The sequence below is a fragment of the Prevotella pectinovora genome, from assembly GCF_041323955.1.
Lineage (GTDB): Bacteria > Bacteroidota > Bacteroidia > Bacteroidales > Bacteroidaceae > Prevotella > Prevotella pectinovora.
Genome location: NZ_JBGLIV010000001.1, coordinates 2,062,496 through 2,076,638 on the forward strand (window position 1 = coordinate 2,062,496; position 14,143 = coordinate 2,076,638).

Sequence of the window (14,143 nt, forward strand, 5' to 3'; positions counted from 1 at the left end):
CTGTGCGCACGGTCTGCTTGTCTACCAATGACTTATGGCAGAGGGGCGTAACATAGGTTTTGATTATTGTTGTGTTTCTTTAGTTTTCTTACTGTCAGGATCTTCCTCCTTAGTCAAGGAATCCCTGTGAGCGCAGGGCATCGAGCATCGTTGCCGACATTGCCTCGTTGTCTTTCTTGGTGTAGCGCAGGTCGGTGAACACCTGTGCGAGGGTCTCCTTGTTGTTGATACGCACGAACTCCTCGTTTTCCGGCAGCGCCTCCTTCTCGGCATAATACTCGTCGATGAGCTGCGGGGTGTAGTCGGTGTAGGTCTCTGAATGGATGATGCTCTGCAGCGGCAGTCTGTCGGTGAGCGGCGGATTCTCGTCGGGCCATCCCAGCGTTATCGTGGCAACAGGCATCACGAGGCGCGGCAGCTTCAGCGTGTCGATTATCTGCTTGGGGTTATACACCGTGGTGCCGAGGAAGCAGTAGCCGAGTCCTTCCTCGTCGGCGAGGTTGCAGAAGGTCTGGGTATACAGCAATGCGTCGGTGGCTGCATTCAGGAACGAGAGCAGATTGTCGTATCCCGGCGTCGCCTTGCGGTTTTCTGCCCATCGTGTGGTGCGGTTGAAATCAGCACAGATGGTGAGCACCACCGGCGCCTGCGTAACCATCGGCTGACAGAAATGCGCCGGCGCGAGCTTCTCTTTCATCTCTGCCGAGCGTGTCACCACCACGCTGTAGAGTTGCAGGTTTCCCATCGTCTGGGTACGCATTGCCTCAGCGAGGAGCCTGTTGAGGAGTTCGTCGCTTACGGGCTTGTCGGAATACTTTCGTATAGTCTTTCTCGTGTTTATCGTTTTCATTCTGTTTTAAGTTTACATTACTTCAAAATCGTGTCGTCTCTCTATGAGCGAAACATACAGGCAAAGATATACATTATTTCCCGAACTCCGTCATCATCGGCTGAAAAATATAACATTTTGAATTCGGCATGATTGCGCGACTGTCTCCTATAGTTCTCGTATGCAGGAGTGATTGCCGTTATATATGAGTGAATGACTGATTTGGGGTTATGCATCAGACAATCATAAGAAACAACCGTTTTGCAATGCAAGAGTAAGTTCTCTTGACGCTGCAAAACGGCTGCTTTTATAAACAGGAACTATGTTTTTAATGCACCAAAGCGTTTTCGTGTACGCCGGAAACGGCACGTCCGCTTGGGTCGTTCATGTTCTTCCACGCTTCGTCCCACTCCAAAGCCACAGCTGTGGAACAAGCTACACTTGCCTCATGGGGAACGCTGCGGGCTGCGCTCTCGCTGGGGAAATGCTCCTCGAAGATGGAACGATAATAATATTCCTCCTTGCAGAGAGGCGTGTTTATCGGGAAACGTTCGGCAGCATGTGCCATCTGCTCGTCGGTCACGGCTTCAGAGGTGATCTTCTTCAGAGTGTCTATCCACGAATATCCCACACCGTCGCTGAACTGCTCCTTCTGTCGCCATGCCACCTCTTCGGGCAGCATATCCTCGAATGCCTCACGCACGATGCGCTTCTCCATAGACGCCTTCGGGTCGGAGTCTGGGAGAATGCTGCACATCTTTGCCTTGGGATTGGTGCGCATCGCCACGTCAAGGAATTCCTTGTCGAGGAACGGCACTCGTCCTTCCACGCCCCATGCCGAAAGACTCTTGTTGGCACGCAGGCAGTCATACTGATGCAGTTTGGAAAGTTTGCGGACGGTCTCCTTATGGAATTCATCTGCAGAAGGCGCCTTGTGGAAATATAGGTAGCCACCGAAAATCTCATCGGCTCCCTCACCCGACAGCACCATCTTGATGCCCATCGACTTTATCACGCGCGCCAGCAGATACATTGGCACGGAGGCACGCACGGTGGTTATATCGTAGGTCTCGATGAAATAGATAACGTCACGAAGGGCATCCAATCCCTCCTGAATAGTATAGTTGATTTCGTGATGCACCGTGCCGATATAGTCAGCCACCTGACGCGCCTTTGCCAAGTCGGGCGCTCCCTTGAGTCCCACGGCAAACGAATGGAGACGGGGCCACCAAGCCCTGCTCTGGCTGTCTGTCTCGATACGGCGTTCGGCGTAGCTCTCGGTGATGGCACTGATGACGCTACTGTCAAGACCGCCCGAAAGCAGCACTCCATACGGCACATCGCTCATCATCTGGCGTTTCACTGCCGCACAAAGACTATCGCGTATGGCATCGCTGCTGGCGGGATTGTCCTTCACATTGCCGTATTCCATCCAGTCGCGCTTATACCAAGGCTTCATTCCGGGGTCCTTGCTCCAATAATAGTGGCCGGGCAGGAACGGTTCATAGCGGTCGCACTCGCCTTCAAGAGCCTTCAGCTCACTTGCCACGAAAACTTTTCCGTCATCATTATATCCTATATAAAGAGGAATGACTCCGATATGGTCGCGGGCTATGAGGAAGGCATCCTGCTCCTCGTCATAAAGGGCAAAGGCGAAAATACCGTTCAGGTCTTCAAGAAAGTCAATTCCCTTGTCGCGGTAAAGCGCAAGGATCACCTCACAGTCGCTACCTGTCTGAAAATCATAACGCCCCTGATATCTTGCCCTGATCTCCTTATGGTTATATATCTCGCCGTTGACGGCCAGCACCTGTTTGCCATCCGGCGAGAACAGAGGCTGACCTCCACTCTCGGGATCGACGATGCTCAGACGCTCATGCGCCAGTATGGCACTGCCCGAACAATGTATGCCGCTCCAGTCTGGACCACGGTGGCGTATCTTCTTACTCATACCAAGAGCCTTGGTGCGCAGCTCCGGCGTCTGTTCTTTTACGTTGAATATTGCTACAATTCCGCACATATATCTTTCTCTTTTGGGGAAATAAAGCTTCAAAAATTTCTTGTTCTCTCAAACTGACTGCAGGTAGCTGTCCACCTTGTACGCCGCATCGCGGCCGCTTGCCATAGCCCTTACCACGAGCGAGGCTCCGTTCAAGGCATCGCCGCAGACGAATACGTTATCGGGATAGTCAGGGTGCTGAGGCTTGAGAAATCCCATTGCGAGGAAGCACGCCTCACACTTTATCACCTCGGGGTCGCCAGCCTCAACCATCAACGGACGGCCTCCCTCTGGATTCGGCTGCCAGTCGATGGGCTGCACACGGACGCCACACAGCTTTCCGTTCTTGCCTATGAACTCCAGTGTGTTGATGTTCCAGCGACGCGTACATCCCTCCTCGTGGCTCGACGTGGTCTTAAGCACGCGCGGATAGTTCGGCCATGGATTCTTCGGGTCGTCGGGACCCTCCACGGGGCGTGGCATGATTTCTATCTGTGTGACGCTCTTGCATCCCTGGCGATGGGCGGTGCCTATGCAGTCGGAACCGGTGTCGCCGCCGCCGATGACGAGCACGTCCTTGCCCTTGCAGGTGACACGCTCGTCCTTGGAGTACTCTGCTCCAGATAGGACGCGGTTCTGCTGCGAGAGCAGTTCCAAGGCGAGGTGTACACCTTTGAGTTCGCGACCGGGCACGTTCTTGAGGTCACGTGCCTCGGGTGTTCCTGTTGCAAGGACGTAGGCGTCAAAGCCTTCGGGCAATGAAGAGGCTTCCACCACTGTATTGTATACGAACCGTATGCCTTCCTCGATGAGGATGTCGAGCCTACGGTCAATGATGTTCTTTGAGAGCTTGAAGTTGGGAATGCCGTAACGCAGCAGACCTCCTGCCGCTTCGTTCTTGTCGAACACGGTCACGCCGTAGCCCATGCGGTTAAGACGGTTGGCAGCCACAAGACCCGAAGGACCGGCACCTATCACCGCTACACTCTTGCCGTTGCGTGGGAAGGTCATCGGTTTGATATAGTCCTCATGCCATGCCGTCTCTGTTATGGCAGCCTCGTTCTCACGGTTGGTTACCGGGGCGTGGTCTGTAAGATTGAGCACGCAAGCCTTTTCGCAGAGCGCCGGACAGATGCGTCCGGTGAATTCAGGAAAGTCGTTTGTGGCATTGAGCAGACGATAAGCCAGTTCCCAGTCGCCATTGCAGAGAGCGTCGTTCCATTCAGAATCCTTGTTGCCCAACGGACAAGCCCAATGGCAGAACGGCACACCGCAGTCCATGCAGCGGCTTGCCTGAGCCATGCGGTCACGCGAGTTGAGAGTCTGCTCCACCTCGCCAAAGTCATGTATTCTTTCGTGTAAAGGACGATACCCGGCTTCAAGCCTGGGCACTTCCATGAAAGCTTTTAGTTTTCCCATATCTTCCTTAGTTATTTATTAATTGCATATTGGCGATCTTCTCTTCCAGCTGGCGCATCTTCTCCTCCTGCAGCACCCGCTTGTATTCGATTGGAGTGACAAGGATGAAGTCCTCCACATAGCGGTTCCAGTCGTCCAACATGCGGCGTGCCAGGGCAGAACCCGTGTAGAGGTAATGCTGGCGGATGAGTTCGTGGAGCTCCTTGCGTGCCGAACTTTCCTCGACGAGCGATATCTCCACCTGATCCATATTGCAGAAATAATCAAAAGTATGTTCACGGTCCCAGACGTAAGCCAGACCTCCACTCATACCGGCGGCGAAATTGCGGCCTATCTGACCAAGCACCACGATGCGGCCACCGGTCATATACTCACAGCAATGGTCGCCGGCACCTTCGATGACGGCTGTGGCTCCTGAATTGCGCACGCCGAAACGCTCGCCCACACGGCCGTTGACATAAAGCTCGCCACCTGTCGCTCCGTAGAGTCCAGTGTTGCCGGCAATGATATTGTCTTCAGCCACGAAGTCGGCGCTCGAACGTGATGGGGGCAGAATGCTGATGCGTCCGCCGGAGAGTCCCTTCGCAAAGTAGTCGTTTGCCTCGCCTTCCAGTCTGACGTTGATGCCGCTGACGGCAAAGGCTCCGAAGCTCTGGCCTGCCGATCCCTTGAACTTAATGTTGATGGTGGAATCGGGCAGTCCCTCCTCGCCATAACGCTTGGCTATGACGCCAGAGAGCATTGTGGTGACTGCACGGTCGGTATTCTTTATGGCGTAGTCAAGATTCACCTCCTCCTTGTTCTCTATCGCCTTCTCACAGGCACTGATGATGTCTTCATCCTTCACGCCGCTGACCTTTGTGAATCCGCTACGGTCCCAATGGAGTGCCTTGTCCGTGTCGGGACGGTGGAGCAGCCGGCTGAAGTCGATGGTTCCCAACTTTGACGACTTGTCCTGCGGAATGACCTCTATCATGTCTGTGCGGCCGATGATGTCCTTAAGATGTCTTACGCCGAGTTCTGACAGATACTCGCGCGTCTGCTGGGCAAGGAATGTGAAGAAGTTGACCACGTATTCGGCACGTCCGCGGAACTTGGCACGCAGGGTCTCGTCTTGCGTTGCCACACCTACAGGACATGTATTGGTGTTGCACTTGCGCATCATCAGACAGCCGAGCACGATGAGCGGCAGGGTGCCGAAAGAAAATTCGTCGGCGCCAAGCATTGCCATGATGATTACATCGCGTGCAGTCTTGAGCTGGCCGTCTGTCTGCAGGCGGACCTGGTCGCGCAGACCGTTGAGCACCAGTGTCTGCTGTGCCTCGGCAAGTCCGATTTCCGGCGAGATACCGGCAAAGCGCATCGACGATACCGGACTTGCACCCGTGCCGCCCTCAGCTCCTGAGATGACGATGAGGTCTGCCTTTGCCTTTGCCACGCCGGCTGCAATGGTGCCCACACCGCTCTCGGCAACAAGCTTCACGCTGACTGCGGCGGTGGGATTGATATTCTTGAGGTCGAAAATCAACTGGGCAAGGTCTTCGATTGAATAAATGTCGTGATGTGGCGGTGGCGAGATGAGCGTGATTCCAGGAATGGCATTACGTGTCTTGGCAATGATCTTGTTCACCTTAAAGCCGGGCAACTGTCCGCCTTCACCAGGCTTTGCGCCCTGCGCCACCTTGATCTGAAGTTCTTCGGCATTGACAAGATATTCGGCTGTAACGCCGAAACGGCCTGAGGCAATCTGCTTGGTCTTGCTGCTGAGCGACACGCCGTCTACCTCGGTGTGGTAGCGGGCGTTGTCCTCACCGCCCTCTCCCGTATTGCTTCGTGAACCGAGACGGTTCATTGCCAGGGCAAGTGCCTCGTGTGCCTCGATGCTGAGCGCTCCGAACGACATGGCTCCTGTGACGAAGTGGCGAACGATGCTCTCCACCGGTTCCACCTCGTCGAGCGGTGTCGGCGTGGCTGCCTTCTTGAAGGTGAGCAGATTGCGGAGGAAGATGGGGCGCTCGCCCTTTTCGGCATCTCCCGTGGCGGAATGGGTGTCGACGATTGCCGCCCACTCCTTGAACTGCTTATAGCTGCCCAAGCGTGTAGCGAGCTGCAGCTTGGTGATAGTCTCGGGGTTCCAGGCATGCTCTATGCCGTCTTTTCTATAACTGAAAAGGCCGTTGTTGGGTAGGAAATACTTCTCTTCTGCCTTCACTACAGGAGAGGGGAAGAAAGCTGCCTGGTTGAGCTCTGTGTATTCTCTTGCGATATCCTTCAGTCCGATACCTCCGATGGTGCTTATCTCCGTGCCGAAATGTTTTCTGAGCAATGCTTCTGAGAATGCCTTGCAGCAGAATAAACTCGTGAGGAATCTGCACCATAATGCCAGCACCGTCACCTGTCTTGTCACGAGTTTCGGCACCACGGTGTTGCATGTTCTCCAACACGCGCAGGGCATTATCCACCAACTCATGACTTTTGCCTCCATGTATGTTTACCACCATACCCACGCCGCACGCATCGTGCTCGTAGGCTGAGGCATACAATCCTTGTTTTGCGTCCATATTATAATGTTTGGTTGATACCTTTAAACAACTTTCTACCCGAAGGATCTATTTCTTTTATTTTCAAGCCAACCCGGCTTTTTCTCAATCCTCTCTTACACTTTGTTTGAAAATTACAACAATCAATAGCAATATACAAGTGTATTCGTGTTTGCGGTTGCAAAAGTAAAACAACATTTTAAAACACGCAAATAAAATGACAGTTATTTATTTCATAATACGAAATTTTGTTACGAAAACAACATCATTCATAACATTTTTATACCACGGATAAGTAATGCAAGCAAAAAAGACAAAGAATAGAAATTGCTTACCCCCAAAAAGTCACCGAGGCTTGCATGTTTTAAGATTTCAGAACAATACTCATGCCGGGCGTACTACTCAAAAGGGCCTCGACACCACGTCGAAGCCCTTTTTCATCATTTTTGAATGTCTTAGCTGTTAGTATTAATGTAGCATGTAATTCTGAAAATCAGTGTTTGTTGATGCAAAGGTATCACAAGAATTGATTTAAAACAAATAATCTATAAGTTTTATACCCAAAAACTACGTAAACGTTTGCAATCCTTTGGTTACAATTTACACCTTTAAATACGCAAAATATTGACCGATATCAACAGAAATACGCTATTTTTCATATATATGCATTATATATGAAATTCCAGTTTCCATAGTCTATCGCATACATTTATCGCTGCAATCGGACTTTAGATGGGTGTCATATTACAATGAGCGGAATGACAGGACTGAGGGTTTTCTGCTTCACGTATTTTTATACAGATTGCACATAGATGAATTCACCTACAAACGGTTATCGACACCACTCACAAAAAGAGAAAAAATATTGTCTCACAAGGATGCTTGCCACCCATTATCTAACAGCAACTTTCTTCACGCTACCATCGCTATACTTCACGATATTCAATCCCTTGGTTGGAGCAGACAATCACTGACCATTTACTGAATAGCGAGCTACCTCCTCAACATCGGTAGAGGTTGTAGTCTTGTCGTTGCCTGTTGCTTCGAATTCTACTATGTTCTTAAAGTAGTCGCCAAAGCGAGAGAGCCTGTAATCATCACGAGTTCCCATTGGTACATAAAGTGTGCATTTCTTGGCATCAACTCCTTCGAATACATCACTACCTATTTTTGGTACTTTCTCTGCATATACATAAATAGAAGTTAATCCGCTACAGTCCCTGTATCTATTATTAGTTGATTATCAGTATTATACGTTCTAAACGGTAGAAAAGTCGAAATCTGGATTCTGTTTAGATACAAAAAGGTAATAATTTAACGTATTTAACTTTCGATTGCACCGATATTACCCCAAAGTGTATGATGTTGGGCGATTAGTAGAATGAGCTATTTTTCTTGGAGAGACAGGCATGACGGAGCTTACTTTGCCCTCCACTTTTGAATGGTGGCAACAGGCATTTCATAACAGTGTCAAAGACGTTATCCAAGATTTTAAGACGATTGGTTGCAAGCCAAAGTAATACGATATGAGCTTGCGTATCCTTACTTCTTCCCTTTTGTTGGTAAATTGCCGTCATGCTGTATTCAAAAAACGCTTGTCGTCGCCCCTACTTGTCAAACATCTTAAAAGCAAAACGATTCTGGAGCGCGACATGGGAGGCGTGAGTCGTCTGTACAAGAAAAAATACACGCCAAAAGAGCGCATCAAACGTGCCACCAACTGGATTGACAAGCACGGAGTTATTACCCTGCAAGAATATGCAACACTTAACAACCTTAGCCGCACATCCGCCTCTAGCGAACTGAAAAAGCTGTCTCAAGGCAACGAGGCTCCTTTCGAATCAAAAGGAAAAGGTAGCCACAAGGTTTGGGTAAAAGCTGGCAGGCAGCAATAAGGATCGGTAAGGCAAAGCATTGAGTACGTTATTTTATATATAAAGATAAGTGTCTATATATAACGCAAGTGGAAGAAATCGAACATCGCAACACAAAAAAAGCTTAATCGGAAAAAATTCCAATTAAGCCCTTTGCTGTTCTTCTCGTTAAAAGCCTATTGCTGTTTTATTTCTTCACAACCTTAACAGTCTTGCCCGAAGCATACTTCACAATGTTCAAACCTCTCTGCATAGAGCTGAGACGCTGACCCTGAGCATCGTATACTGCAACCGGCACATCAGTCTTGCCTTCATTGTTGTTGATGGTAGAGATGCCAGTGCTATAGCCCTCAACATTTGCCTTGGCGGCATTTGCGATAGTGCCATCGGCATTGAGCAACAAGGCAACAACGCGCATCTTTGAAGTGTCCTGAATTAGCGACTCTCCCGAAGTGTTGACAACCTTTGCAGTCTCAAACTCACCCTCTACCTCTATCGGCTCGTCAGTCTTGATTGTTGCTGGCAGCGACACAAGTCCACTTGTAAGACGACTTGTTGCCACTACAACATCATCGAAATGAAGACCTGGGATAACAGAATTTCCTGCAAAGAACGGATCTGCTTCAGGCGAAGGCATTGATCCGACATTGTCTTCTGTATAATAGTTATGCTGCTCCCATGTAGAACCTGTTCCATGAAGGTCATCGGCTACGAGCACAAACTCAACCTTATACTTATCAGCATCTGTCAAATCCTCAAGGAATACGAATGTTGCCTTAGTGGCTATCTTCTTCATGTCATCCTTATAACTTGCCTCAACAGCAACTGATGCAGGAGCAATCTTCTTAGCCTGTGCCTTCCAAATATCCTCAATGCCGAGGCCGGAATTTGAGACTCCGACATAAGGATCAAGAGCAGCATTAAACGAACGGTCCATATCCGCTGTTGGGAATCCAGGCGCACTTGACGGGAAGTTAGTAGAAGACATCACCTCCATTGCATCGTCGTTATGATAAGAAAGCCCGATAAAGTCGGGATGATACTTGTTCATAAGTTTCAAGGCAACATATCCACGCGGACACCATCCGCACCATGTACCAGTATATTCCTCCATTACAGGATTGTGCTTTGGCATAACGTTGGCCACCACAAACTTACCCTCATTGGCAACAGCCTCGCTATTAGCCTCGCCATTCACCTTGTCAACAGTAAACTTAAGTGGATAGGTACCCTTTGCAGCTATCTCACTGAGCTTAATGGTCACATCAGTTGAAGCGTTGTAGATAGCTGGCAGCGGCTTGTCAAGCTCCACCAAACCCGAACCATTCACGTCGCCTGCCGTATAACTGTAGCTGAACGACTTAACGCCATTATAACCATGGTTCCTTATACTAAGAGTAACATCGGTGGTTGTGTTCACCAGTCCATACACCGTTCCTATCTCAGAGATATTGGCAGCATTGGCCTCAAAGCCAGAAATGTCAACCTCAAGAGCCGAAGAACCAAAATCCGACTTATCCTTCCATTTCAAGTAAGTACGCGATGTATGGAGGAAGAATCCTGCATCACTCTTATCCGCAACCAAAACCACTGGATATTTGGTGGTAGAGCTTGTCGCATCCACGTTGAACGAATAGCCCACATACAGTGTGTCGCTATCGATAGTGTAAGGAGTGGCAAGAGTGGCAGAAGCTGTATTGCCATCAAACGTAGCATCGAGACTCATCACATCGGGCACATTCTTATTGCTCTCAACCGTGAGCTTCTTGCTAATCCACACCTTCACGTTGCTTATATTGTCGCTACTCTGGAACGGAGCGCGTATAGCCTCTATCTTCTTACCCTTTAGACTCTTGTCGGCAAGCATCACAGCCACATCATAGTTCTCCTTCTTCTGTGTGCCATAAGCCACCAACGACGACGAACCCATATTGCCACTGAATACAATCTTGCCGTTGTCAGCATAAGCAGAGTCACAGAATCCTGACAAAGCCGCCACAAGCAGAATGGAATTGAGTATACATTTGTTATTCTTCATAACCTTCGTGTTTTTTTATTATTACAGAAAATGGCACCCCCGCTATACACATTATATAATATATAGGGTGAATGAAATTTCCCATTTATGTTAAAAGGCTCTTCTCTTTATTTTTTTATTCTGTCAATCTTACTTCTTGACAACCTTCACAGTCTTCTGTGTGCCGTCTGCCATCTTCATGGTCTTGAGGTATACACCACTAGCAAGGTTGCTTACACGACGACCGCTAAGATCACTGAAGCTTACGCTTGTCACGTTGCCATTGTCGGCAGTCATGCCCTTGATAGCTGTCTCAACAGGAGTGAAGTTGCCTTCATCATCAATCTCATACTCTACAAGATTTGACTTGTAAACCTTGTCACCATCCTTATAGAAAGTCTGAATACCAAGCTTTGTGAATCCAGTCATGTAGAAGTACAATGTGTGCATGTTACCATTTGCAATAAAGTCAAACGAATTGTCTGAGAAGTAATACGGGATATCGGTGATCTCCTCAGAAATATTCGTATACTCATCTGGATATGCTGTAAACAAATCGCCATCGAAGTATAAATTATAGTAGAGCTTTTGGGCATCAAGCAAGTTGCCGTCAACCGAATTCTTGTCAAACCAGAACTGGAGCACACCACAACCTTGGGCCTCATCGAATGGCACGAACTGCAGCAAGACAGGATCCTTAGGACTTCCAGGAACCTCTACCCACGGCTCCATCTGCGGAGCCCCATAAGATATAGTTGGGTATACAGAATTCATACCTTTGTTAACATCAAACATACCATCCGACTTCAATGTCTTGGCAACGGCGTCATAATCAAACGATATAGACTTCTCGAAGTAGAAGCTGTCAACTTCCACTCCATACAATTCGTCCCAAATCTTCTTACTACCCAAAGGAGCGAAGAAGGAATGTATCTGCTCCACTGGGTCTACACCCATGTAGATCTTACCCTCGAAGACAGCCTTGTCACCATCAATCTTACCCTTTGCCCAATTATCCGGAGCGTTTTCTGAAAGATTGCCAAGATACAGATCCTTGCCATCAATAGCCAAATTGATAATGCGAGCGTCGTCCTGACCATCTTTATTGATGAATCTAACCTGATACTTCGAAACTTCGGCTGAAGCTGGAGGAACACTTGCTGTCTCATTCATCTTGCTCCATACCTGATAGTAGTCGGCGTATCCACACCAACCGCCATCGTCGGCACATAGTGCAAGATAAACATTATTATCGTGGTTGTCTACACGGATGAGTGAGTCGTTGCGGAGCACGTAGCTAATAGTCTGAGATGTAGGATCAGGAACAAAAGAGCTGCCCTCTTGATTCATCACAGCTCGATAAGCATAGAAATATTCCTTCTCGCCTGTAGGATTGCCATTAGCATCAATAGCGTCCTGGGCATAATATTTCTGAGGAAAATCAAACTTGATGGTGTCACCCTCAGCCTTATAGCCCTTTATCCAAGAGCCAGATGGTATTGTGCAGATAGCATTCTGGATATATACTTCTCCGTTGCTACCCTCAACATAACGCTCTACTGTGCCATCCAAAGTTATATGGAATACATATCCGAACATTACCAAGTAACCCTCACTCGTACCATATAGATTGTCATACAATGTGCCAGCCGGCTGCTCAGTAATGAGTTCCGACTCGCTTGCAGCCTTGCACACACGTGCAGAAAGAGTTGTCTGATTACTTACCGTAGGCATAATAAAATTCATTGGCTGGCCTGCCGGCTTCTTGATGTTAGGCTGATATCTCAGCGAACTGTTGGCAAACGGTCCGTTTGCCTGAACTTTTGCGAGGGGTTGTGCAAAAGACGCTGTAGCAAACAAAGCTGCTACTAACGCTGTGAAGATTTTTTTCATAAGCGACATTAATTTAGTTAACAAATGTACAGATTATCCGTATAGGGAACCCTGTACTTATCTTTTTCGGTTCTTCCGTTAAATGCATAGATAGAAAAAAAAATTTTATATTATGATAAAAATAAAGCTGGCATCATCTATCTTTGTAGTGACCAAACTCAATGATAAATGAATGCCAGCATAATGCATAAAGCTTTTGGCATATCCTTGCAAGAATGTTTGGATATGCGTTGCGAAAGTAATAAAATAGTTTTGAATATCCAAACTCCATCAGACAAACTTTGCTGTCCGGAGTGTGGAAGCCATAATGTAGTCCGTAATGGTTTCACGGCCAGACGCTTTGTGAGCGTGCCGATAGGTTGTTCAAAGACTTTCGTCGAGATGAAGATCCAACGTGTCAAATGTTCTGATTGTGGCTGCATAAAGAACGAGGATGTCGATTTCGCAAAAGGCAAGCGCAGGCATACGACCGCTTTCGCCAATATGGTTATAGACTTGTCGCGCTTTGCAACTATACAGGACATTGCATGGTTCCTGGATGTATCTTGGGACATGGTGCGGAACATACAGATGGAGTTCCTGCAAAAGGAGTATGGCAGCCCTGACCTTTCAAACCTCAGATACATATCCATAGACGAGTTCGCTACCCACAAGGGACAAGTTTACAAGACGATAGTCGTAGACTTGGAAACCGGGCGGATTGTCTTTGTAGGTGACGGTAACGGCAAGGCTTCGCTTGAGGAATTCTGGAACAAGCTCGGAGACAGAAAGAATGACATAAAAGCCGTATGCACAGACTTGTCGTCTGCTTATACGGGGGCGGTAACGGCAAATCTCCCCAATGCCTCTCTTGTCGTGGATCATTTTCATGTGGTAAAGCTCATGAATGAAAGGATAGACCAGTTGCGCCGCCAGTTGTGGCATGCTGAGAAAGACGTTAACAAGCGTAAGGTAATCAAGGGCACGCGCTGGATATTGCTGAGAAACGGCAACGACATCTTTGACGCAAAATACAAGACAAGACTTGACAATGTGCTGAACTTGAATGAACCGTTGATGATTGCATATTACCTGAAAGAAGACTTGAGGGAAATATGGAACCAAACCAACAAGGATGATGCAGAATTGGTGCTAAACGAATGGGTGCGGCAGGCCATGGATTCAAAAATACAGCCATTGGTCAAAATGGCTGCTACCTTGCGGGCCTACAAGCCATATATACTTGCATGGTATGACTACCCGATATCAAATGGCCCTACTGAAGGTATAAACAACAAGATTAAAGTGCTGAAAAGACAAATGTATGGATTCAGAAATGATGAATTCTTCACGTTAAAGCTATACGCTCTACACGACAAGCGTCTACGCATTTAACGGAAGAACCTCTTTTTCTCTGTTGCAAATGTAGTAAATATATATTAACCTGCAAGCTTTTTAATAATTTTCTTTCGTTTTATCGTTATTTTCTTTGTTTTGCTTACTTTTTTTATACTATATACACATTAATAAACTATCCTCACATTATTTAATATAAGCAAAAATTTATCAATACAAGCCAAAGTACAAGTAAAA

The 14,143-nt window shown here is 47.9% G+C and carries 8 protein-coding genes and 2 pseudogenes; 2 read left to right on the forward strand and 8 right to left on the reverse strand.

The window, feature by feature from the left end; genetic code table 11:
- Positions 1–109: 109 nt before the first annotated feature.
- From ACDC99_RS08150 to ACDC99_RS08175, 6 genes and pseudogenes are all read right to left on the reverse strand, one after another.
- Positions 110–850, reverse strand: a complete 741-nt coding sequence (locus ACDC99_RS08150; RefSeq protein ID WP_302960986.1) for a nitroreductase family protein — start codon at positions 848–850, stop codon at positions 110–112.
- 307 nt (positions 851–1,157) lie between these two features.
- A complete protein-coding gene (gene asnB / locus ACDC99_RS08155; RefSeq protein WP_370756542.1) occupies positions 1,158–2,849 on the reverse strand; it encodes an asparagine synthase B in 1,692 nt (563 codons plus the stop codon).
- A 48-nt stretch (positions 2,850–2,897) separates the two neighbouring features.
- Positions 2,898–4,247 carry a glutamate synthase subunit beta gene (locus tag ACDC99_RS08160; RefSeq protein ID WP_370756543.1) on the reverse strand — a complete coding sequence of 450 codons (1,350 nt, stop codon included), beginning with the start codon at positions 4,245–4,247 and terminating at the stop codon, positions 2,898–2,900.
- A gap of 7 nt (positions 4,248–4,254) precedes the next feature.
- Positions 4,255–6,603: pseudogene (locus ACDC99_RS08165) on the reverse strand (glutamate synthase-related protein); the annotation flags it as partial.
- Positions 6,604–6,655: 52 nt separating this feature from the next.
- Positions 6,656–6,808: pseudogene (locus tag ACDC99_RS08170) on the reverse strand (hypothetical protein); the annotation flags it as partial.
- A gap of 946 nt (positions 6,809–7,754) precedes the next feature.
- On the reverse strand, positions 7,755–7,898 hold the full coding sequence (locus tag ACDC99_RS08175; RefSeq protein WP_370756544.1) for a hypothetical protein: 144 nt from the start codon (positions 7,896–7,898) through the stop codon (positions 7,755–7,757).
- A gap of 415 nt (positions 7,899–8,313) precedes the next feature.
- Between ACDC99_RS08175 and ACDC99_RS08180 the strand changes: the two genes are divergently transcribed.
- Positions 8,314–8,682 (forward strand): hypothetical protein, encoded by a 369-nt coding sequence (locus tag ACDC99_RS08180; RefSeq protein WP_370756545.1) that lies wholly within the window; start codon positions 8,314–8,316, stop codon positions 8,680–8,682.
- A gap of 166 nt (positions 8,683–8,848) precedes the next feature.
- On the opposite strand, the gene ACDC99_RS08185 is transcribed toward ACDC99_RS08180, so the two are convergent.
- Positions 8,849–10,699, reverse strand: coding sequence for a hypothetical protein (locus tag ACDC99_RS08185; protein ID WP_370756546.1), 1,851 nt, complete (start codon positions 10,697–10,699; stop codon positions 8,849–8,851).
- 129 nt (positions 10,700–10,828) lie between these two features.
- Positions 10,829–12,571: a hypothetical protein gene (locus tag ACDC99_RS08190; protein WP_370756547.1), complete on the reverse strand. Its 1,743-nt coding sequence runs from the start codon at positions 12,569–12,571 to the stop codon at positions 10,829–10,831.
- A 168-nt stretch (positions 12,572–12,739) separates the two neighbouring features.
- On the opposite strand from ACDC99_RS08190, the gene ACDC99_RS08195 reads away from it, so the two are divergent.
- A complete protein-coding gene (locus tag ACDC99_RS08195; RefSeq protein WP_042517111.1) occupies positions 12,740–13,945 on the forward strand; it encodes an ISL3 family transposase in 1,206 nt (401 codons plus the stop codon).
- Positions 13,946–14,143: the final 198 nt, after the last annotated feature.